Origin of the sequence: Aurantimonas endophytica (genome assembly GCF_014196845.1) — a bacterium.
GTDB classification, from domain to species: domain Bacteria; phylum Pseudomonadota; class Alphaproteobacteria; order Rhizobiales; family Rhizobiaceae; genus Aurantimonas; species Aurantimonas endophytica.
This window is the reverse complement of sequence record NZ_JACIEM010000006.1, coordinates 235,483-256,991: the sequence shown is the minus strand read 5'-3', so window position 1 is coordinate 256,991 and position 21,509 is coordinate 235,483. Positions and strand designations below refer to the sequence as shown.

The following is a 21,509-nucleotide window of genomic DNA, read 5'->3' as shown; positions in this document are numbered from 1 at the left end:
ATGGTATCGATCTCAGGTTCCCACGAGGATGAAGGCCGGCGCGCGGGCGTGCGGCGGCCGCCGCGCGACCTTGCCATGCGCAAGCGCCTGCGGCGGCTGCCGTTCATCCGCCGGGTGCTCTACCGCATGCGCTGGGCGCTGGGGCACACGATCTTCTCGTCGCTGACACGGCGCATCGTCTTCCTCAACCTCGTCGCCCTGATCGTCCTCGTCTCCGGCATCCTCTATCTCAACCAGTTCCGCGCCGGGCTGATCGACGCCCGCGTCGAAAGCCTGCTCACCCAGGGCGAGATCATCGCGAGCGCGATCGCCTCGTCGGCGACGGTCGAAACCAATTCGATCACGCTCGACCCCGAGCGGCTGCTCGAGCTCCAGGCCGGCGACACGCTGGCGCCGGGTTCCGACACGGCGGAAAGCCTGGAGTTTCCGATCAACCCCGAACGTGTCGCGCCGCTGCTGCGCCGGCTGATCTCCCCGACCCGCACCCGCGCCCGGCTCTACGACCGCGACGCCAATCTGATCCTCGATTCCCGGCATCTCTATTCGCGCGGCCAGATCCTGCGCTACGACCTGCCGCCTGTGGCTGACGAGGAACCCTCCTTCCTCGAGGAGACGGTGTCGTTCGTGCGCCGGCTGTTCCAGCGCAGCGACCTGCCGGTCTATCGCGAGACCCCCGGCGGTTCGGGCACTGCGTATCCGGAGGTGATGAACGCCCTCACCGGCGGGCCGGCGAGCGTCGTGCGGGCGACCGAAGGGGGCGAACTGATCGTCTCGGTCGCCGTGCCGATCCAGCGCTTCCGGGCGGTGCTCGGCGTCCTTCTCCTGTCCACCCAGGGCGGCGACATCGACAAGATCGTCCAGGCCGAGCGCATGGCGATCGTGCGCGTCTTCGCCGTGGCGGCGGTGGTGGTCATCGTGCTGTCGACGCTGCTCGCCTCGACCATCGCGACGCCGCTGCGCCGGCTGTCGGCCGCCGCCATCCGCGTCCGGCGAGGGGTGAACGAGCGCACGGCTATCCCCGATTTCGGCGACCGCGCCGACGAGGTGGGTAATCTCGCCACGGCGCTGCGGGGCATGACCAACGCGCTCTACGCCCGCATGGACGCCATCGAATCCTTTGCCGCGGACGTCTCGCACGAATTGAAGAACCCGCTGACGTCCCTGCGCAGTGCCGTCGAGACGCTGCCGCTCGCCCGCAACGAGGCCTCGCGCGAACGGCTGCTGGAGATCATCCAGCACGACGTGCGGCGGCTCGACCGGCTGATCACCGACATCGCCGACGCCTCGCGGCTCGATGCCGAGCTCGCGCGGCAGATCGCCGCCAAGGTCGATCTCGCCGGCCTGTTGCGCTCCGTCGTCGACGGCGCCCACGGCCACAGGCGCGACGGGCGGAACGTGTCGATCAGTTTCGAGCCGCAGCCGCTGCCGGCCTCGGTGAAAGGCGGCTACAGCGTCACCGGTCACGATCTGCGGCTGAGCCAGGTTTTCACCAACCTCATCGAGAACGCCCGCTCGTTCGTTCCGCCCGAGAGCGGCCGGATCAAGGTCTCGCTGCGGCGCCGCGGCCAGCGCGTCGTCGCGACGGTCGAGGACAACGGACCGGGCATCCAGGCCGAGTTCATCGACCGGATCTTCGAGCGCTTCTATACCGACCGTCCGTCCGGCGAGGCGTTCGGCCAGAATTCGGGTCTCGGCCTGTCGATCAGCCGGCAGATCGTCGAAGCCCATGGCGGCACGATCCGCGCCGAGAATATTATCGATCCCGCCGCGCCGGGCGGCGTGGCGGGGGCGCGCTTCATCGTCTCGCTGCCAGCGGAATGAGCGAGGGCCTGAACGTTCATGGCTCGGCGGTGCTGGTCGGCCGGATGGGCATCCTGGTGCGCGGCCCGGCGCGCAGCGGCAAGTCGGCGCTCTGTCTCTCCGCAATCAGGCGCGCCGCCTCGCTCGGGCTGGAGAGCTGGCTGGTCGGCGACGACCGGGTGGTGATCGAAGCGACATCCACGGGCCTCGTCCTCTCCGCGCCGGATGTTTTGCGCGGACTGATCGAGATTTCGGGCGTCGGCATCGTCCCCGAACCTGCAACCCCTGCCGCCCCCCTATCCCTGGTCGTCGACCTCTGCGAGCTGGATGCGATCGACCGGATGCCCGAAGCGTCTGATGAAGAGGAGACGATCCTCGGCGCGGTCATCCGCCGCGTGCGGCTCCCGGCGCGCTCCGCGGCCTTCGGCGCCGACGTGCTCGTCTCGCTGGCGCTTGCTGACGCACGGACCGGCGGATGAGCCGGTACCGGAAGACGGCCGCCTCCGGCCGATCATTTAACTTGCGTATCGCCAGCCAGATGGTGAGGATGCGCGCCCATATGCCGGACCGCCGTCCGTTGCCCTCCGGGGCCGGAGCGGTCCCGGCTGCCTATCAGGGAGCCGGTCGGATGACCTGCCGGACAATCGGAGCGTTCGCCGCATGATCGGACTGGTGCTTGTCACCCACGGGCGGCTCGCCGACGAATTCCGCAATGCGGTCGAACACGTGGTCGGACCGCAGGAAGCCTTCGAGACGATCTCGATCGGACCGGAAGACGACATGGAGCAGCGGCGTGTCGACATCGTCGAGGCGGTCGGCCGCGCCGAGCGCGGCGACGGGGTGATCATCCTGACCGACATGTTCGGCGGCACCCCCTCCAACCTCGCCATCTCGGTAATGGACGGGACGCGGGTCGATGTCCTCGCCGGCGTGAACCTGCCGATGCTGATCAAGCTGGCGAGCGTGCGGAACGAGAAGCCGATCGCGCAGGCGCTGGTGGAAGCCCAGGATGCCGGGCGCAAATACATCAACGTGGCGAGCCGGGTCCTCAGTGGAAAATAATCTGGCGATGTCCGGCACGAACGACGGGTCCCGATGTGGCAAGGACGCGGAAGGACCCGAAGGTCGCCCGAACCCTGATGCGCGCATCCTGACGATCGTCAACCGTCGCGGGCTGCATGCCCGCGCCTCCGCCCGCTTCGTCCAGACCGCCGAGACCTTCGACGCCGAGCTGACGATCTCGCGCGACGGGCTGTCGGTCGGTGGCCAGTCGATCATGGGCCTGATGATGCTCGCGGCGAGCCAGGGATGCACGATCGAGGTGACGGCGACCGGGACCGATGCCACGGCGGCCCTCGATGCGATCGAGGCGCTCGTCGCCAACCGCTTCGGCGAGGAGCACTGACCGCCGGGGTTCCTGCTACTCGGTCGGCAGCCGAGCCGGCGCATCAGGAACGGACGCAGCCGGGGGCGCGGGCGACGCCGGCACGGCCGTATCCGCCTTTCCTTCCAATGGGCCTGCTGGCGCCGCGGCACCGCCATTGGCTTCGGTAACGAGCAGCCGCCAGAGATCGTCGGTTGCCTCACGCGCACGGTCGAGCGGCAGTGCCACCAGGCCGCTGCCGACGGCGCGGGACAAGTCGTCGCGCAGCCGCCCTGCCAGCGGATCGCCACCCGCCGCCGCGATCGAGGCCCAGCCATAGGCCCGCAAGAGGTTCCGGGGCATCGTCACGCCTTCATAATAGGCATAGGCGAAGCGCCGCACCGTCGCCCAGTCGCGCTCCGCGAACGCCGCGACCTCGACGCGCTTCTGCTCCTGCCCCACCGGCATCGCCCGCCAACGCTGCACGGCCTCGTCTTCCGCGGCGACGGTCTCCTCCGGGCTCAGCCGGCCGCGCAGCGCGACGAGACCAGCATCGTCGACCGTGAGGCCATCTGCCCTGGCGATCAGCAGCGCGAGATAGGCGCCTGCCAGTTCGTCCTGCGGGATCGCCACGCCCGGATCGGCGGCAAGCCCGCGGGCGAGAATCCCCATCGCACGGCGGTTGTCGTTTACCGCCAGCGGCAGTGCCAGCGCGACCGCGCGAGCAACGTCCTGCGGCACGCCCCGGCCCTCGAGCAGGGCTTCGGCGGCATCCAGAACCGCATCCGGCGGCGCGTCCTCGCCAACCAGCGTGGCAGGATCGCGCAGCGGGACGCGGGCAGCGATCCCCGCCACGGCGGACGGGTTGAGGGCGAGGATCTCCGCCTCGCCGATCTCCCCGTCGGTCAGGCGGGAGAGATCGAAAGGCTCGACCGGCGCGAAGGTCACGTCCAGCCGGTCGGGCTTGGCGAGAAACGCCTGCGCCGTCGCCGACCATTCCTGCCCCCTGCGCTGCAGTTCGGGCCCGGCGCCATCGGAAAGGCCCGCGACCACCGAGGCGACGCCGATCCCGGCCATCATGGCAACGGCGCCGCGGGCCTGCTCGCCCGTCAGCCCCTGTCGCTCGCCCGCCATGTCGTAGAGCACCGCCGCCAGCCCAGCGTCGGTGAAGCCGATGCGCCCGGACCGCAGCTGTCCGATCACCGTCGGCATCTCCGAGCCGCCCTCCGCAAGGTCCTCGAGCGGCGCAAGAATGTGGAAGCCGGCAAGATCCGCGGTGACGTCGAACGTGCCGATCTTCTCCGCTCGCAGCACCAGGTTCACGTCGTAGTCGGCCGCGGCGACGTCGCTCGCCGCGGTCATGATCAGGTCGCCGGTCACGGTCTCGCTGTCGAGGCGCTGCAGGGCCTCGCGGACGGCCGGATCGAGCGGCAGCCCGCGCGTGTCGACCGCGACGTCCTCGTAGGCGACGCCATCCGCGGCGACCCGAATCTGCCCCACCGCCGCGGAGAAGCCGTCCCGCTCGACCGAAAGGCCGGTCACGACGAGCGCCTTCGTCACCGGATCGTAGCGGCGCGAGCGATAGGTGATGCGCGCGAGGTTGCGGCCGGCATAGACGGCGAAGTCGAAGAGATACGGCGCATAGGGCAGCGCGAATTCGCTGAAGCTCGCCGGCATCGACGGCGGCACGGCGGCAGCCGGAGCAGGCTGCGCCACAAGGTCGCTGGTCGGCACGAGGAGGAGGGCGGCGATCGTTGCCCCCAGCTTGGCCATCCGTAGTCGCATCACCCGTTCCCCAGCGTCAGACAGGGCGAGAACCTACCGCGAAAGCCCCTGCGGCCGGAAGAGGTCAGGCCAGTCGGTCGGGTGATCAAGATATAAGTAAATGTTTATGTCCTCTTGCCCGACGGATCGGGCGCTGGTAAATCGGCGGCAGCGGTCGCGGCTCGACGCCCGGCCAGACCTCAAACGGATGGACGCTCTCATGGCCAACGACTACGTCGTCAAGGACATCGCCCTCGCGGAATATGGCCGCAAGGAAATCGACATCGCCGAGACCGAAATGCCGGGCCTGATGGCCTGCCGCGAGGAATTCGGCGCCGACAAGCCGCTGAAGGGCGCCCGGATCACCGGGTCGCTGCACATGACGATCCAGACCGCGGTGCTGATCGAGACGCTGACGGCGCTCGGTGCCGAGGTCCGCTGGGCCTCCTGCAACATCTTCTCGACCCAGGACCACGCCGCCGCCGCGATCGCCGCCGCCGGCATACCGGTCTTCGCCATCAAGGGCGAGACGCTCGAGGACTACTGGACCTACACCGACCAGATCTTCCAGTGGCCGGACGGTGAGCCGACCAACATGATCCTCGACGATGGCGGCGACGCCACGATGTACATCCTCACCGGCGCCCGTGCCGAGGCGGGCGAGGACGTCCTGTCCAACCCGGCCAGCGAGGAAGAGGAATATTTCGTCGCGCAGATCAAGAAGCGCATGGCGATGTCGCCCGGCTTCTTCACCAAGCAGCGCGACGCCATCAAGGGCGTCACCGAAGAGACCACGACCGGCGTCAACCGTCTCTACCAGCTGCAGAAGAAGGGCCTGCTGCCCTTCCCGGCGATCAACGTCAACGACTCGGTCACCAAGTCGAAGTTCGACAACAAATACGGCTGCAAGGAATCGCTGGTCGACGGCATCCGCCGCGCCACCGACGTGATGATGGCCGGCAAGGTCGCCGTCGTCTGCGGCTACGGCGACGTCGGCAAGGGCTCCGCCGCCTCGCTGCAGGGCGCCGGCGCCCGCGTGAAGGTCACCGAGGTCGACCCGATCTGCGCCCTGCAGGCGGCAATGGACGGCTTTGAAGTGGTTCAGCTCGAGGACGTCGTCGCCAGCGCCGACATCTTCATCACCACGACCGGCAACAAGGACATCATCCGCATCGAGCACATGCGCGAGATGAAGGACATGGCCATCGTCGGCAATATCGGCCATTTCGACAACGAGATTCAGGTCACCGCCCTGAAGAACCTGAAATGGACGAACATCAAGCCGCAGGTCGACATGGTCGAGTTCCCCAAGGGCAACCGCATGCTGCTGCTCTCGGAAGGCCGTCTCCTCAATCTCGGCAATGCCACCGGCCACCCGAGCTTCGTGATGTCGGCGTCGTTCACCAACCAGACGCTGGCGCAGATCGAACTCTTCATCAAGGGTGAACAGTACCAGAACGAAGTCTATGTCCTGCCCAAGCATCTCGACGAGAAAGTTGCCCGCCTGCATCTCGGCAAGCTTGGCGCAAGGCTCTCGACACTCACCGAAGAGCAGGCCGCCTATATCGGCGTGACCCAGCAGGGCCCTTACAAGCCAGAGCATTACCGCTACTGATACGCTGATCCAGCCACTTCGACTCAGAGAAGCCGCCGCGACGCAAGCCGTCCGGCGGCTTTTCTTTTTGCCGACCCGGCTTTCTTGTGGATTGCGCCGAATTAACCAAGAGCTACTATGTCCGAATCGTGGCTGCCGGAGGGTGGGCCGGCGCCACGACGCGTGCCTTGAGTCATGTCTCGATAAGCGGCGGCAGTTCAAACGGGGACAGACAGGATGTTCGAGGAAGGTGGGTCCGGGCGCGCGAGCGCTTTCCGGCCGAACAGCGATTCCGCCCAAGGCGCGCGGCGCCGACGGGCGCGAATGCTGGCAGGTTACGCGGTGATGGCGGCGATCGTCCTGGCGGAGTTCGTCCCGACGCTCGCCCTGGCGCAGACCGAAGCCCCGTCCGCCGGTCGCAACGGGCTGTCCGGTGTGCTCAACCCGGTCGACATCCTCTATCTCGCCCTGCTCGCCATGATGATCGGCACGACGATGCTGACGGCGGTGTTCATCATCCGCCAGCGCGTCAAGACCGCCGCCGAGAACGACCTCCTGCGGGCCAGCCTGGCGGACAGCCGCGCCGAGGCCGAGTCGCGCGCAGCGCTGCTGGCGGGGGCGGACGAGCGTATCCTGATCTATTCCGGCCCCGGGGCGCCCGAAGTCCTCGGCGCCTTGCCGGGCGATTGCCAAGCGCCGCTCGAGGAGAAGCGGTTCCTGGCCTTCGCCGACTGGATGCCCGCCTCAACGGCCCGGACGCTTGCCGACAGCATCGACCGTCTGCGGGGAGCTGCCAAACCCTTCTGCCTCGAGATCGAGCTCGCAGAGGGCCAGGTGGTCGAGGCAACCGGGCGGACCATCGGGGCGCTGGCGACCGTGCGCTTCACGCGACTTCAGGGCCTGCGCGAGCGGCTGCGCGAGATCGAGGCCGCCGAGCAGCGCGCGCTGGCGACGATCGAAACGATGCAGCGCCTGTTCGACGCCGCGCCCATCCCGATCTGGCTGCGCGAGCAAGGCGGCCGCCTGGTCTGGGTCAACGAAAGCTATGCGAGCGCCGTCGACGCCGGCTCCGTCGCCGAGTGTCTGGAGCGCCAGAGCGAGTTTCTCAGCCAGCAGGACCGCCTCGCCATCGCCGCCCATCGCGCGGAGGCGAAGGTGTTTTCCGGAAAGCTCTCGACGGTCGTCGCCGCGGACCGGCGCAATTTCGCCGTCGTGGAAGCCGACGGACCGCTCGGATCGGCCGGCCTCGCCGCCGACGTGTCGGAAACCGAGCAGGTTCGCATGGAACTGCGCCAGACGATCGACAGCCAGTCCGAGACGCTGAACCAGCTCACCACGGCGGTTGCGCGCTTCGACGAGAAGACGCGGCTCGCCTATTACAATGCCGCGTTCCAGCGCCTCTTCGATCTCACGAACACCTATCTCGATTCCCAGCCCGACCACCTCGCGCTGCTCGACCATCTGCGCACCGCCGGCATCCTGCCGATCGAGAAGGAGTTCCGCAGCGAGCTGCGCGAGCAGGATCTCGCCGCGTACCGGGCGACGGAACCCACCGAGACGCTGTGGCACCTGTCTGACGGCCGCACCTTGCGGGTCATCGCGACGCCGCAGCCCCGCGGCGGCGCCACATGGGTGTTCGAGGACATCACCGAGAAGCTGGAGCTGGAGAGCCAGGTCAAGGCGACCGTCCGGCTGCAGCGCGAGACCATCGACTATCTGCGCGAAGCCGTCGCGGTGTTCAGCAGCGACGGACGGCTGCGCCTCTCCAACCCGGCCTTCGCCGAATTGTGGGGTCTCGACGCGGAATATCTGCGCTCGCGTCCGCGCATCCACGCGCTGCCGGAACTCTGCAATTTCGCCATCGTCGGCGGCGACGATGACAATGGCGAGGCCCGCGGCTGGACGAGGTTCAGCCAGGCGGTCACCGCGTTCGACGAGGCGGGTCGCGACACCGAGACCGGCGAATTTGCGCTCACGTCCGGCCACACCGTCGCCTACGGCATCGTGCCGCTGCCGAACGGGCAGACCATGCTCACCTTCTCCGATATTTCGGATGCCCGCGAGGCCGAGCGGATGCTGCGCGAGCGCAACGAGGCGCTGGAACAGGCGAACCAGATCAAGAACGACTTCGTCCAGCACGTGAACTACGAGCTGCGCTCGCCGCTGACCAACATCATCGGCTTCTCGGCGCTGCTGCGCACGCCGGAGACCGGCCCGCTGAACGAGCGCCAGAGCGAGTATCTCGACTACATCTCCACCTCGACGTCGCAGCTCCTGACCATCGTCAACGACATTCTCGACCTCGCCACGATCGACGCCGGCATCATGGAGCTCGAACTCGACGAGGTCGACATCGCCAAGACCGTGTCGCATGCCGCCGACGGCGTGCGCGAGCGGCTCACGGAAGCCGGCGTGACGCTCGACATCGACCTCGCGGAAGCCGGCGAGACGCTGCGCGCCGACGGGCCCCGCCTCACCCAGATCCTCTTCAACCTCCTGTCCAACGCCGCCAATTTCGCGCCGGCCGGCTCTGCCGTCGCGCTGCGCGCCCGGCGACGCGACGACACGATCCGCTTCGAGGTCACCGACCGCGGCCCGGGCATCGCCCGCGACAATCTCGACAAGATCTTCGAGCGCTTCGAGGCCAATCCGAACGGCGGCCGCCAGTCGGGTGCAGGTCTCGGTCTCTCCATCGTCAAGAGCTTCGTCGAGCTGCACCGCGGGACGATCGAGATCGTCTCGGCGCCCGGCGAGGGAACGACGGTCATCTGCACGCTGCCCGTCGGTCCGACATCGCCCGACCGTCAGGAGAACAGCCGCACCCATTTCGAGGACGCGGCCGAATGACGCGTTCGGCCACTGCCCTGACAAGAGAGCCGATGATCGCTGCTGACGGGCTGGAAGAGATCGTGCGCCTCGAACTCGTCGACGCCGCAGCCACCGAACGGCTCGGCGCCGACCTCGCGATGATGCTGCGGCCCGGCGACGTCGTGGCGCTGTGCGGCGATCTCGGCGCCGGCAAATCGACGCTGGCCCGCGCCGCGATCCGGCATCTGGCCGGGGACGCATCTCTCGAGGTGCCCTCGCCGACCTACACGCTGGTCCAGGCCTACGACACCGCGCCGAAGATCGCGCATTTCGATCTCTACCGCATCGGCGGCGACGACGAGCTCGATGAGCTTGGCTTCGACGAGTTGGTGGAGGCCGGGGTCGCGCTGGTCGAATGGCCGCAGAACGCGCCGCGCGTGCTCAGCCAGGCGGGCCTCGTCGTCTCGCTCGACATGGCGGCGGGCGGCGGGCGCGTCGCGGTCCTTGGCGGCCGCGGTGAAGCGGCGGAGCGGGCGCGCCGCACGCTGGCGATCCGGTCGTTCCTTGCTGGCGCGGGCCTTGCCGATGCCGAACGCCGACGCTTCTTCGGCGATGCCTCCACTCGGCGCTACGAGACCGTCCACACCGGCACGGCCGAGCCGCAGATCCTCATGGACGCGCCGCACCAGCCAGACGGACCGCCGGTCCGCGACGGATTGCCTTACAGCCGCATCGCGCATCTCGCCGAGGACGTCATCCCGTTCGTCGCCATCGCCGATGCACTGACCGCGGCGGGCTTCGCCGCGCCCGCGATCCACCGGGCCGATCTCGACCACGGACTGCTGCTGATCGAGCATCTCGGCGACGACACGCTGCTCGACGACGCCGGGCAACCGGTGGCGGAGCGCTACGAAGCGGCCGTCCTCTGCCTTGCGGACCTGCACGAGACGGCATGGCCCGCGGACCTGCCCGTCGCCGGCGGCGGCGTCTACACGGTGCCGCTGTTCGACCCAGGCGCCATGGCGATCGAGGTCGATCTCCTGCCGGACTGGTATCTGCCGCGCGCCAAGGGGCGTACCGCCACCGCCGAGGAGCGAGCGAGTTTCGCCGGGATCTGGGCCGATCTCTTCGCCGAAGTACGCGCCACGGAAACCACCCTCGTCCTGCGCGACTTCCATTCGCCGAACGTCATCTGGCGTCCGCGCGAGACGGGTCGCCGGCGGATCGGGCTGATCGACTTCCAGGATGCGGTGATCGGCCCCTCGGCCTACGACGTCGCGGCGCTCGCCCAGGACGCGCGCGTCGACGTCCCGGCCGCGCTCGAGGCCCGCCTGCGCGAGGCCTACGTCGCGCGGCGAACGGCGGGCGATCCCGGCTTCGACGCGGCCGGTTTCGAACGCGCCTATGCGATCATGGCGGCCCAGCGCGCCTCGAAGGTGCTCGGAATCTTCGTCCGGCTGCTGGAACGCGACGGCAAGCCACAATATCTGCGTCACATACCGCGTATTAAGACCTATCTCGGCCGGACGCTCGGCCACCCCTCGCTGGCAGCGCTGAAAGCGCTTTATGCCGCCTGGGGTGTTCTCGACGACGAGGCCTCCTGAACTCTCGACATGCGACGCACGATGACCTCTGTGAAATCCCCGACCTTCAAACCGACCACCGCGATGGTTCTCGCCGCCGGCCTCGGCAAGCGGATGCGCCCGATCACCTCGACGATTCCCAAGCCGCTGGTCGAGGTGCGCGGCCGGGCGCTGATCGACTACGGGCTCGACGCGCTGGCACGCAACGGCGTGACCAGGGTGGTCGTCAACGTCCATTACCTCGCCGACCTGATGAAGGCGCATCTGCGACGGCGCAAGGACATGGAGATCGTCATCTCCGACGAGCGCGACATGCTGCTCGACAGCGGCGGCGGCATCGTCAAGGCGCTGCCGGAACTCGGCACCGAGCCGTTCTACGTGATCAATTCCGACACTTTCTGGATCGACGGCTACCGCGACAATCTCGACCTGATGGCCGATCTCTGGGACCCGGCGAAGATGGACGTCAGCCTGCTCATTGCCGAGATGCGGCAGGCAACAGGCTATGACGGCCGCGGCGACTTCGCCATGGATCCCGAAGGCCGCCTTGCCCGGGTGGCCGAGCGCGACATGTCGCCGTTCATCTATGCCGGCGCGGCGATCATCAAGCCGTCGGTGTTTGCCGGCATGCAGCCGGAGAGATTCTCGCTGAACCGCGTCTTCGATGATGCGATCGAAGCGGGGCGGCTCTACGGCGTCCGGCTGGGCGGCCTGTGGATCACCGTGGGCACCCCCGCCGCTCTCGTCGAGGCCGAGGCGGCCTTCCAGTCCAGCGCGGCGGCCTGAGCCGACAGCTACGCTCAAGTCCAGGCAGCCGGCCGCCAATGCTTTGCCGGCGGCGTTCTTGGTGCGGCTCTTCCCTTGACGATGGGGCAGGATGTGACGAGATAGCCGGTCATGCCGCGAAGGTCCCGATGCCTCGTCACCCCTTCCGTGGGGCGGCGACGGCGGGCGCGGATTTAAGCCGCCATTCGCTGCAGCCAACGCGGCGTCCTCGTCATCGCGACCCGAGCCAAAGGCTTGAGACTGGTCTGATCATGGCCGACACCGCCGACCTGCCCGCGCTCCGGTTTCTCGAGGGGACGGGCGACGTTCGCCGGCTGATGCGCGAGCGCGACTGGTCGACATCGCCGCTCGGCGCGCCGCAGACCTGGCCGCAGGCGCTCCGCATGACCGCCGGGCTGATCCTGGATTCCGGCCTGCCGATGTTCGTCGCATGGGGTCCGGGGCTCGGCTTTCTCTACAACGACGCCTATTCGCAGCTTCTCGGCAACAAGCATCCATCAGGACTGGGCGAGCGTTTCCAGTCCGTCTGGCCGGAAATCTGGACCGACATCGCGCCGCTCATCGACAAGGCACTCGCCGGCGAGCCCACGATGTTCGAGAACTGGCCGCTGGTCGTGAACCGCCACGGCTATGACGAGACGGCCTATTTCACGTTCTCCTACTCGCCGGTCCGCGACCAGGACGGCACCATTCGGGGCATGCTGTGCGGAGCCGCCGAAACCACCCGCCAGGTGGAAGCCGAACGCCAGCTGCGCGAGAGCGAGGCGCGTTTCCGCAGCATGGCCGACAGCGCCCCGGTGATGATCTGGATCACCGACCCCGACGGCTATTGCAGCTATCTCAACCAGCCCTGGTACGAATATACCGGCCAGACCGAACTCGAGGGCGAAGGATATGGCTGGCTGAACGCCACGCATCCCGACGATCGTCCGGAGGCCGAAGAGGCGTTCCACGTCGCCAATACCGCGCATCTGCCCTTCCGGGTCGAATACCGGCTGCGGCGGGCGGACGGCGCCTATCGCTGGGCGATCGACGCCGCACGGCCGCGCTTTGCCGAGGACGGCAGCTATCTCGGCTATGTCGGCTGCGTCATCGACATCCACGAGCGCCGCGAGGCCGAGATCGCGCTCAGGGAGAGCGAGGACAACTATCGCCACGTGGTCGAGCTCAATCCGCAGACCACGTGGACCGCGAGACCGGACGGCCATCTGGACCGGGTCGCGGAGCGTTGGCGCGAATGGACCGGCACCAGCGGCCTCGGCTCGTCCTGGGGGGACGTCCTGCACCCGGAAGACCTCGAACGATCCATCGCGGCCTGGCAAGATGCGCTGTCGACAGGCGAGCCATACGACATCGAGCACCGCGCCAGGATGGTGTCTGGCCGCTATCGCTGGATGCATTCACGTGCCTATCCGCGCCGCGACGCCGACGGGCGGATCGTGCAGTGGTACGGTTCCACCGAGGACATCCACGAGCGCAAGGTGGGCGAAGAACACCTGCATCTGATGATCAACGAGCTGAACCACCGGGTGAAGAACTCCCTCGCCACGGTTCAGGCCATCGCCTCGCAGACCTTCCGCAACCCGGTTTCCTGGGAGCACGCGCGGCAGGATTTCTCGCACCGCCTGCTGGCACTGGCGCGCGCCCACGATGTTCTCACCGAAGCGAGCTGGAGCGGCGCGACCCTCCAGGCGGTGGTGGACCGAGCGCTGGCGGCCCATCGCGGTCCCGGAGGCGACGGGCAGATCGTCGCGAGGGGCCCGCTCGTCAGCCTGACGCCCAAGACCGCCCTGGCGCTCTCCCTGGCGCTGCACGAGCTGTGCACCAACGCCTCCAAATACGGCGCGCTCTCGGTCGAGGGCGGTCGGGTGGTCATCGACTGGACCGAGGAGGGACCACCGACGAACCGGCGGCTGCTGATGACCTGGCGCGAGATGGGCGGGCCGAAGGTCACCGTGCCGACGCGCAAGGGTTTCGGCACAAGGCTGATCGAGAAGAGCCTGGCGGGCGAGTTGGACGGAGCGGTGGCCTTGTCCTTCGAGCCCGAGGGCGTCGCCTGCCGGATCGACGTGCCGTCCGCCGGCGCCGCGTAGGCCCGCTCCTTCCCGCCCGGTGCGAATCGCTCGGGGCCCCTGTAGACTCGGGCGATGAGCGCCAACATCCTGTCGATCCCGCCCGGCCGGCCTTTCCTGCCGACCCTTGCGGACAGCCTGCTGGCCGGACGCATCGTCCCGTCCTTCACCTACCAGGGCGACCCGCTGGCGCTGGCGGACGTGACCATCTACGTGCCGACCCGTCGCGCCGCGCGGGCACTGGCCGGTGAGTTCTCCCGGGCGCTCGGCAAGGGCAGCGCCATCCTGCCGGCGATCCGGCCGATCGGCGAGAGCGACGCGGCGGATCTCTTCGCCGCGCCGCAGAATCGGCCGACCCTGCTGCCGGTGATGGACGAGCTGACGCGCCGGCTGCATCTCGCCCGACTGGCGCGGCACTGGCGCACGGCGACCGCCGCCAGTGAACGCCAGGCGCTCGGCCTCGAGGCGCCGGTACTGCCGGCATCGGCGGCGGATGCGCTGTGGCTCGCCGGCGACCTCGGCACGCTGCTCGACGAGGTGGAGACGGAAGCCGCCTCGCTCGCCGGCATCGCGGCGCTGGCGCCTGACGATCTCGCCGACTGGTGGCGCCTGACGCTGCAGTTCCTGGCGATCGTCACCGAGCACTGGCCGGCGCTGCTCGCAGCGCAAGGCCGCGTCAGCGAAGCGGCGGCGCGCAATGCCTGGCTGCGCGGCGAGGCCGAGCGGCTGCGGCAGGGCGGCGCGCGCGGACCGGTCATCCTTGCCGGTTCCACCGCCACGGCGCCGGCGACGCTGGAGCTGATGCATGCCATCGCGCATCTCGAACAGGGGGCGCTGGTTTTGCCAGGGCTCGACCGGCACCTGCCGCCGACGGCCTTCGACGCGATCGCCCGCGACGCCTCGATCGCCGCACCCGGCCACCCGCAATATGGCTTGAAATCCATTCTCGACCGCTTCGCCCGCGCGCCGCACAGCGTCGACCATCTCGGCGATGGCGAGGATCCGGCGCTGGCGGCGCGCGAGGCCTTCGTCGCCGACGCGCTGCGTCCGGCGGAGACGACGGACGCCTGGGCGGAAGGGAGTCTCAAGCACGGGCCAGAGGCGCTCGACGGGATGGCGCTGATCGAGGCGGAGGACGAGCGCGAGGAGGCGATGGCGATCGCCTGCGCCATGCGCGACGCGCTGGCCGACCCCGAAGCCACGACGGCCCTTATCACCCCCGACCGCAATCTCGCCCGCCGCGTCGTCTCGGAGCTGTCGCGCTTCGGCATTGCCGCCAACGATTCTGCCGGCCGCCCGCTCTCGGCGACGGCGCCCGGAACGCTGGCGGCAACCGCCATAGAGGTGGCGCTGAAGCCGGGCGACCCGATCGCCCTCGTCGCGCTGCTCAAGCATCCGCTGACCCGCCTCGGCATGGCGCCGGGCGATGCAAGGCGGGCGGCCCGCGCCATCGAGCTTATCGCGCTGCGCGGTTCGGTCGGCATCGCCGACGGGGCGCGGCTCGCGGCGATCCAGGCGGCACGGCGCAAGACGCTGGAGGAGCATCCCTACCGGGCCGCCCGCCCGGTGCGGCAGGTGAGCGCCGCCGAACGCGATCTCGCCGACACGATGGCGCAGCGACTGGAGGAGGCGCTGGAACCGCTGGTGAGGCTGCGCTCGGCCAGCGGCGAGATCGCCGACTACGCGCTGGCGATGACGCACTGCCTCGAGGCGCTGGCACGCTCGCCGTCGGGCAGCGCCGACGAGCTCTATGCCGGCGAGGCGGGGCAGACGCTGACTGGTTTCCTCTCCGGCCTCGTCCAGGCGCCCCGGACCGGCTTCGATTTCGCAGCCGCCGAACTGCCGGACGTGGTGGCGGCGCTGATGGCCGGCGAGACGGTGCGCCCGCGTGGCGGCCTGTCGGCGCGGGCCTTCGTCTGGGGCACGCTGGAGGCGCGGCTGCAGCATGTCGATTTCGCCGTGCTCGGCGGTCTCAACGAGGGCACATGGCCGGCGGGTGCCCGCTCCGGGGCGTTCCTGTCGCGGGTGATGCGGCGCGAGATCGCGCTCGATCCGCCGGAGCGCCGGATCGGCCTTTCAGCTCACGATTTCTGGATGGCGATGGGCACGAAGCGGGTGATCCTGTCGCGCGCGCGGCGCGCCGGCGGCGCCCCGGCGATCGCCTCGCGCTGGCTGCAGCGGCTTTTGACGCTCGCTGGTGCCGAGGGCGCCGCGCGGCTCGTTCGCGAAGGCGAGACGTACCTCGCCCATGCGCGCGACCTCGATCGCACCGAGATCGCCCCGCGCGTGGCGCGGCCGACACCGCGACCGCCTCTGGCCGACCGCCCGACACGGTACCGCATCACCGATGTCGAGACGCTGATCCGCGATCCCTATGCCATTCATGCCCGCGACATCTTGCGGCTGGAGAGACTGCCGGAGCTGATGCGCGACCCGCACGCCGCCGAGCGCGGCAATCTCTTCCACGACATTCTGGGCCGGTATGTCATCGAGGGGCACGATCCGGAGGCCGAGGACGCCGTTGCGGAGCTGCTGGCGATCGCGCGGGAGGCGTTCGCCGCGGAAGCGCTGCCGGCGGACATCGAGGCCGTCTGGTGGCCGCGCATGGAGACGCTGGCGACCAACTACATCGGCTGGGAGCGGGGGCGCGGGGCCGAGGTTGCCGAGCGCCATGCCGAGATCGGCGGCGCCCAGGAACTGCCTGGTCTATCGACGACCCTGACCGGCCGCGCCGACCGCATCGACCGCATGCGTGATGGCTCGACCGTCATCATCGACTACAAGACCGGCACGACGCCGTCGCTGTCGCAGGCCCGCGCGCTGCTCGCCCCGCAGCTGCCGCTGGAAGGCGCCATGGCCAAGCGTGGTGGCTTCGGGGAGGCGGCGTCGGCAACCCGCATCGCCGACCTCGTCTATGTGCGGCTGCGAGAGCGCGAGTTCTACGAGGACCGCCTCGCCACCGACGGCGGCAAGAAGAGCGAGCCGGTCGATCCCGACGCGCTCAGCGAGGAGGCCTTCGCCAAGCTGCTCGGCCTTGCCGCCGCCTACCGCCAGGAAACGACGCCCTTCACATCGCGAGTGCGGCCCTTTCTCGCCGGCGACATGTCCGGCCCCTACGACCATTTGGCGCGGGCGCAGGAATGGGCGATCGGCATGGACGATGCCGGCGAGGAAGGCACGTCATGAGCGGTTTCGTCGGAATCGAGCACACCCTCGCCACCCAGGCGCGCGCCGCCAACCCGACCCTCTCGGTGTTCGTGTCGGCCAATGCCGGCTCGGGCAAGACGCATGTGCTGACCGAGCGCGTGGTGCGACTGCTGCTCTCCGGCGTCGAGCCGGCGCGCATCCTCTGCCTCACCTACACCAAGGCGGCGGCGGCGGAGATGTCGACGCGGGTGTTCGCGCGGCTCGCCCGCTGGGCGACGGCGGCGCCGGACGTGCTGGCCGACGAGATCGCCGCGCTCGACGGCAGCCGGCCGGACGCAGCGCGCGTCGCGGCGGCAAGGCGGCTGTTCGCCGAGGCGCTGGAGACGCCGGGCGGGCTGAAGATCCAGACCATCCACGCCTTCTGCGAGGCGATCCTCCACCAGTTTCCGCTCGAGGCGAACGTTCCTGGCCATTTCGAGGTGCTCGACGAGACCGAGAGCGCGGCGCTGCTCGGCGAGGCGCGACGCCGGCTGATCACCGGCGCCAGCGCCTCGCAGGCGAGCGACGATGCGGCGAAGCTTCTTACCGAGGCCTTCGCTACCGCGCTGTCGCTGGCCGGCGAATGGGGCCTCGACCAGCTGATCGACGAGATCGTCCGCAAGCGCGACGCGATCCGCCGGCACGTCGACGAGGCCGGCGGCCTGGATGCGGCAATCGGGCTGCTGCGCCGGGCGCTGGACGTCCCCGCGGGACACAGCGAGGAGACGATCCTCGCCGGCGTCTGGCCGGCGCCGGGCTTCGACGCGGAATTCTGTCGCAGCGTGCTGGCCGTCGCCCTGACCAGCACGAAGAAGACCGACATCGACCTTACCGCCGGCCTCACCGCCTTGCTCGACCCGCCGGCCGGGGGCGACACCCCGGCTGCCCGCTATCAGGCGCTCCGGACGCTGTGCCTCAGGAAGGACGGAGCGCCCTGCAAGCCCGGCAGCGTCGCGACGAAACACGTCACGGACTTCTTCGAGGATTTCGCCGAGCGGCTGGAACTGCTCGCCGGGCATGTGCTTGCCATCGAGGACCGCCTCGCCTCTGCCCGGCTGTTTGCCGCGAGCCGCGCCGCCCTCGTCCTCGCCGACCGGCTGGAGCGCGACTATGCGCTGCTGAAGCGGCGGCGCGGCCGGCTGGATTTCGAGGATCTGATCGTTCGGACCGCCGATCTGCTCACCCGCTCGGAAGCGGCGTCCTGGGTGCACTACAAGCTCGACCAGGGCATCGACCACGTGCTGATCGACGAGGCGCAGGATACCAGCCCACGGCAGTGGCAGGTGATGCGCCAGCTGGTCGACGAGTTCTTCGCTGGCGCGGGTGCACGCAACGCCGTGCGCACCGTCTTTGCAGTCGGCGACGAGAAGCAGTCGATCTATTCCTTCCAGGGCGCCTCGCCGCGCATGTTCGGCGAGGAGCGCCGCGCCATGGAGCGCCGCGCCCGCGACGCCGGGGCGGATTTCGAGGCAGTGCGCCTCACCCAGTCGTTCCGCACCGCCGCGCCGGTGCTGGCGGCAGTCGACAAGGTGTTTGCCGATCCGCTGAACCGCCGGGGCGTCGCCTTCGACGACGAGGCGCCCTCGCACCAGACGGCGCGCGGCGACGCGCCCGGCCTCGTCGAGATCTGGCCGGCCTGTGTCGCGGAGGCGCAGCCGGAATCGCGCGACTGGCTGCAGCCGCTCGACCACGAGCCGGCGAACTCGCCCGCCAACCGGCTGGCGCGGCGGATCGCGGCGCAGATCGGCGCCTGGCTCGGCGACACGATCATCCACAAGGGCGAGGCGAAGCGCCTGTCGCCGGGGGACTTCATCGTCCTGGTGCGCAAGCGCTCGGGCTTCGTCGCGGCGATGGCCAAGGCGCTGCGCGACGAGAAGATCGCGGTGGCGGGGGCCGACCGGCTGGTGATCACCGACCACATCGCGGTCAAGGATCTGATGGCGCTCGGCCGCACGGTGGCGAATTTCGAGGACGATCTGTCGCTCGCCGAGGTGCTGAAATCGCCGCTCTTCGACTTCTCCGACGACGAGCTGATGGCGCTTGCCCTATCGCGCGAGGACTGGGAGCCGCTGTCGCTGGGCCTGCGGCGCCTCGCCGGGCCGGACGGGCTGGTGCGACTACCGGAATTCGTGCCGGACGAGACGGCCGCAGCGTTCCTGGCGAAGGCGCGGGAAGCGCTGGAGCGCCTCGACACGCTGCGCGACCGCGCCGGCTTCGAGACGATCTTCGCCTTCTACGCCCGCATTCTCGGCCCCGAGGGCGGACGCCGGCGCCTGACCGCCCGGCTGGGCTCGGATGCCAGCGAGGTGATCGACGCGTTTCTCGACCTCGCTTTGTCCGAGGAAGAGGCCGGGATGCCGGGCCTCGACGCGTTCCTCTCGCGCCTTGCCTCGGCGCCGCCGGTGCTCAAGCGCGAGATGGACCAGGGCCGCGGCGCGGTACGGATCATGACCACCCACGCCGCCAAGGGGCTGGAGGCGCCGGTGGTGTTCCTCGTCGATCCGGGCTCGGCGCCCTTCGCGCACGCCCATGGCGCACGGCTGATGGAATGGGGGACGATGCCGGGCCTCAGGTCCGGCCAGGCGCCCGGCTTCCTCTGGCGCGCCGCCAAGGAACTCGCCAACGGAGTCGTCGCCGAGCTTAAGGAGACCGAGAAGCAGCTCGCCGAGGAGGAATATCGCCGGCTGCTCTATGTCGGCATGACCCGCGCCGCCGACCGGCTGGTGATCTGCGGCACCGCCGGCACGCGCGGGCCCAATGAAGCGGCCTGGCTGCCGCGCGTACAGGCCGCGCTGGAAGCCGATTGCCGTCCGGTCGAGGACGCGGACGGCAGTGTCGTCGCGTGGCGCTATGGCGACGAGGGGCCGGCAGCCGGCGCGTTGCCGGAGGCGGCGTCCGTGCAGGCGACGCCCGCCCCGCCCCGGCCGCTCGACCTGTCGCCGCTGCCGCCCGAGATCCTGCCGCCACGGCCGCTCTCCCCGTCCTCTGCCGGCGCGGCCACCGAGATCGAGCCCGCTGAGGTCGCCGAGAGCATCGGTGACGTGTATGTCTCTCCGGTTCTGGGCGCCGGCGAGGCGCCGCCGCTGGCCATCCGCCGCGGCCTGATCGTCCACCGGCTGCTGCAGGTGCTGCCGGAGCTGGACCAGGGCGAGCGAGAAGCCGCGGCCGAGCGCTTCGTCGCCGCCACCGCCGACGACATGAGCGTCGGCGAACAGGGCCGCCTCGTCGCCTCGGCCCTCGCCGTGCTCGATACGCCGGACTTCGCCCCGATCTTTGCCCCGGGCAGCCGCGCCGAAGTCTCGGTCGTCGGCGAGATCCGCCTCGCCGGCCGCGCCTTCCGGGTCAATGGCACGATCGACCGCCTGGCGGTGACGCCGGAAGCCGTGCTGATCGTCGACTACAAGACCAACCGGCCGCCGCCGGCGACGCTCGCCGATGTGGAGCCCGCCTATGTGCTGCAGCTGGCGCTCTATCGCGAGATCCTGAAGCCGCTCTATCCGGACCGGCCGATCCTCGCCGCGCTGCTGTTCACCGAGGCGCCGCGCCTGATCCCGCTCGACGAGGCGACAATGGACTCGGCGATCGCGCGGCGGTCCTCGGCCGATGTCGCGGATCGCGGCGACCCCACGACCGTCGCCGCAGGGTCAACGGAACGTCAACCGAACGCCTCCGTCGCTTGATTTGCCGCGGCCCGACTTCTACCTAGGAAGAGAACTCGTTTGAGGAGCCGCCCGATGGCCACGAAGAAGATCGATACGAACAATTTCAAGACCGACGTTCTGGAGAACGCCAAGCCGGTTGTCGTGGATTTCTGGGCGGAGTGGTGCGGCCCCTGCAAGATGATCGCGCCGGCGCTCGAGGAAATCTCCAACGAGATGTCGAATATCGACGTCGTGAAGGTCAATATCGACGAGAACCCGGACATCGCCGCGACCTTCGGTGTGCGCTCGATCCCGACGCTGATGCTGTTCAAGGACGGCAAGCCCGCCGCCGTACAGGTCGGCGCGCAGTCGAAGTCGAAGCTGGTCGACTGGATCAAGGGCGCCGCCTGAGCGCCTTCGACAGGTAACGACCGTTTCACGTGAATCAGAAGCCCGGGGCATGCGCTCCGGGCTTTCTGATTCCGGGCCTGTCTGATCGGGTAGCTGGAGGCTCAGGCGCCGAGATAGTCGGCGTCGCTGACCGGCTCGAGCCATTCGACGGCGGTGCCCTCCCGGGCTTCCTGCATGGCGAGGTGGCTCATCATCGTATCGGGGCCTGCACCGTGCCAGTGCTTCTCGCCCGGCGGGATCCACACGACGTCGCCGGCACCGATCGTCTGGACCGGTTCGCCAACGGTCTGGAAGCGGCCCGTGCCCGCCGTGACGTACAGCGTCTGGCCGAGCGGATGGGTGTGCCAGACGGTCCGGGCGCCCGGCTCAAATGTCACCAGCGTGGCGCGCAGCCGCGCCGGCTCCGGTGCCTCGACGATCGGATCCTGCCAGACCGTCCCGGTGAAATAGCTCGCTGGCGCCCGTTTCGTCGGCACCGATCCGCGGCGGATGATCTGCATC

At 69.4% G+C, this 21,509-nt stretch carries 14 protein-coding genes; 12 read left to right on the top strand and 2 right to left on the bottom strand.

Annotation, left to right across the window (positions count from 1 at the left end):
• From GGR03_RS21575 to GGR03_RS21560, 4 genes are all read left to right on the top strand, one after another.
• On the top strand, positions 1 to 1,821 hold the full coding sequence (locus GGR03_RS21575) for a stimulus-sensing domain-containing protein (protein ID WP_183210855.1): 1,821 nt from the start codon (positions 1 to 3) through the stop codon (positions 1,819 to 1,821).
• The gene (locus GGR03_RS21570) at positions 1,818 to 2,279 is read left to right on the top strand and encodes an HPr kinase/phosphorylase (RefSeq protein WP_183210854.1); all 462 of its coding nucleotides are present in this window, start codon (positions 1,818 to 1,820) and stop codon (positions 2,277 to 2,279) included. Before GGR03_RS21575 ends, GGR03_RS21570 begins: the two co-directional genes overlap by 4 nt.
• A gap of 181 nt (positions 2,280 to 2,460) precedes the next feature.
• Positions 2,461 to 2,862 (top strand): PTS sugar transporter subunit IIA, encoded by a 402-nt coding sequence (locus GGR03_RS21565; RefSeq protein WP_163043171.1) that lies wholly within the window; start codon positions 2,461 to 2,463, stop codon positions 2,860 to 2,862.
• 7 nt (positions 2,863 to 2,869) lie between these two features.
• Positions 2,870 to 3,205 carry an HPr family phosphocarrier protein gene (locus tag GGR03_RS21560; RefSeq protein WP_183210853.1) on the top strand — a complete coding sequence of 112 codons (336 nt, stop codon included), beginning with the start codon at positions 2,870 to 2,872 and terminating at the stop codon, positions 3,203 to 3,205.
• A 15-nt stretch (positions 3,206 to 3,220) separates the two neighbouring features.
• Here GGR03_RS21560 and GGR03_RS21555 read toward each other — a convergent pair whose 3' ends face one another.
• Positions 3,221 to 4,948, bottom strand: a complete 1,728-nt coding sequence (locus GGR03_RS21555) for a sel1 repeat family protein (protein WP_183210852.1) — start codon at positions 4,946 to 4,948, stop codon at positions 3,221 to 3,223.
• Positions 4,949 to 5,147: 199 nt separating this feature from the next.
• On the opposite strand from GGR03_RS21555, the gene ahcY reads away from it, so the two are divergent.
• The 8 genes from ahcY (at position 5,148) to trxA (ending at position 21,008) form a co-directional block, all read left to right on the top strand.
• A complete protein-coding gene (gene ahcY / locus GGR03_RS21550; protein ID WP_183210851.1) occupies positions 5,148 to 6,542 on the top strand; it encodes an adenosylhomocysteinase in 1,395 nt (464 codons plus the stop codon).
• A 303-nt stretch (positions 6,543 to 6,845) separates the two neighbouring features.
• Complete coding sequence (locus GGR03_RS21545) at positions 6,846 to 9,368, top strand: PAS domain-containing sensor histidine kinase (RefSeq protein WP_246368380.1); 2,523 nt, start codon at positions 6,846 to 6,848, stop codon at positions 9,366 to 9,368.
• A 32-nt stretch (positions 9,369 to 9,400) separates the two neighbouring features.
• Entirely contained in the window at positions 9,401 to 10,933 is a 1,533-nt protein-coding gene (tsaE, locus tag GGR03_RS21540) for a tRNA (adenosine(37)-N6)-threonylcarbamoyltransferase complex ATPase subunit type 1 TsaE (protein ID WP_183210850.1), read from the top strand.
• Positions 10,934 to 10,954: 21 nt separating this feature from the next.
• Positions 10,955 to 11,698 (top strand): nucleotidyltransferase family protein, encoded by a 744-nt coding sequence (locus tag GGR03_RS21535; RefSeq protein ID WP_183210849.1) that lies wholly within the window; start codon positions 10,955 to 10,957, stop codon positions 11,696 to 11,698.
• Between the two features lie 251 nt (positions 11,699 to 11,949).
• Positions 11,950 to 13,791 carry a PAS domain-containing sensor histidine kinase gene (locus GGR03_RS21530; protein ID WP_183210848.1) on the top strand — a complete coding sequence of 614 codons (1,842 nt, stop codon included), beginning with the start codon at positions 11,950 to 11,952 and terminating at the stop codon, positions 13,789 to 13,791.
• A gap of 54 nt (positions 13,792 to 13,845) precedes the next feature.
• Complete coding sequence (addB, locus tag GGR03_RS21525) at positions 13,846 to 16,956, top strand: double-strand break repair protein AddB (protein WP_183210847.1); 3,111 nt, start codon at positions 13,846 to 13,848, stop codon at positions 16,954 to 16,956.
• Positions 16,953 to 20,636, top strand: a complete 3,684-nt coding sequence (gene addA / locus GGR03_RS21520) for a double-strand break repair helicase AddA (protein ID WP_183210846.1) — start codon at positions 16,953 to 16,955, stop codon at positions 20,634 to 20,636. Before addB ends, addA begins: the two co-directional genes overlap by 4 nt.
• Positions 20,637 to 20,690: 54 nt before the next feature.
• Entirely contained in the window at positions 20,691 to 21,008 is a 318-nt protein-coding gene (gene trxA, locus GGR03_RS21515) for a thioredoxin (protein WP_183210845.1), read from the top strand.
• 101 nt (positions 21,009 to 21,109) lie between these two features.
• Here the strand turns inward: trxA and GGR03_RS21510 are convergent, their stop codons facing one another.
• Positions 21,110 to 21,508, bottom strand: coding sequence for a (R)-mandelonitrile lyase (locus tag GGR03_RS21510; protein ID WP_183210844.1), 399 nt, complete (start codon positions 21,506 to 21,508; stop codon positions 21,110 to 21,112).
• Between the last annotated feature and the right edge of the window lies 1 nt (position 21,509).

Excerpts from the sequence above, each read along its gene's own strand:
- GGR03_RS21575 (WP_183210855.1), top strand. The coding sequence starts at position 1 with ATGGTATCGATCTCAGGTTCCCACGAGGATGAAGGCCGGCGCGCGGGC.
- GGR03_RS21570 (WP_183210854.1), top strand. The coding sequence starts at position 1,818 with ATGAGCGAGGGCCTGAACGTTCATGGCTCGGCGGTGCTGGTCGGCCGG.
- GGR03_RS21565 (WP_163043171.1), top strand. The coding sequence starts at position 2,461 with ATGATCGGACTGGTGCTTGTCACCCACGGGCGGCTCGCCGACGAATTC.
- GGR03_RS21560 (WP_183210853.1), top strand. The coding sequence starts at position 2,870 with ATGTCCGGCACGAACGACGGGTCCCGATGTGGCAAGGACGCGGAAGGA.
- GGR03_RS21555 (WP_183210852.1), bottom strand. The coding sequence starts at position 4,948 with ATGCGACTACGGATGGCCAAGCTGGGGGCAACGATCGCCGCCCTCCTC.
- ahcY (WP_183210851.1), top strand. The coding sequence starts at position 5,148 with ATGGCCAACGACTACGTCGTCAAGGACATCGCCCTCGCGGAATATGGC.
- GGR03_RS21545 (WP_246368380.1), top strand. The coding sequence starts at position 6,846 with ATGCTGGCAGGTTACGCGGTGATGGCGGCGATCGTCCTGGCGGAGTTC.
- tsaE (WP_183210850.1), top strand. The coding sequence starts at position 9,401 with ATGATCGCTGCTGACGGGCTGGAAGAGATCGTGCGCCTCGAACTCGTC.
- GGR03_RS21535 (WP_183210849.1), top strand. The coding sequence starts at position 10,955 with ATGACCTCTGTGAAATCCCCGACCTTCAAACCGACCACCGCGATGGTT.
- GGR03_RS21530 (WP_183210848.1), top strand. The coding sequence starts at position 11,950 with ATGGCCGACACCGCCGACCTGCCCGCGCTCCGGTTTCTCGAGGGGACG.
- addB (WP_183210847.1), top strand. The coding sequence starts at position 13,846 with ATGAGCGCCAACATCCTGTCGATCCCGCCCGGCCGGCCTTTCCTGCCG.
- addA (WP_183210846.1), top strand. The coding sequence starts at position 16,953 with ATGAGCGGTTTCGTCGGAATCGAGCACACCCTCGCCACCCAGGCGCGC.
- trxA (WP_183210845.1), top strand. The coding sequence starts at position 20,691 with ATGGCCACGAAGAAGATCGATACGAACAATTTCAAGACCGACGTTCTG.
- GGR03_RS21510 (WP_183210844.1), bottom strand. The coding sequence starts at position 21,508 with ATGCAGATCATCCGCCGCGGATCGGTGCCGACGAAACGGGCGCCAGCG.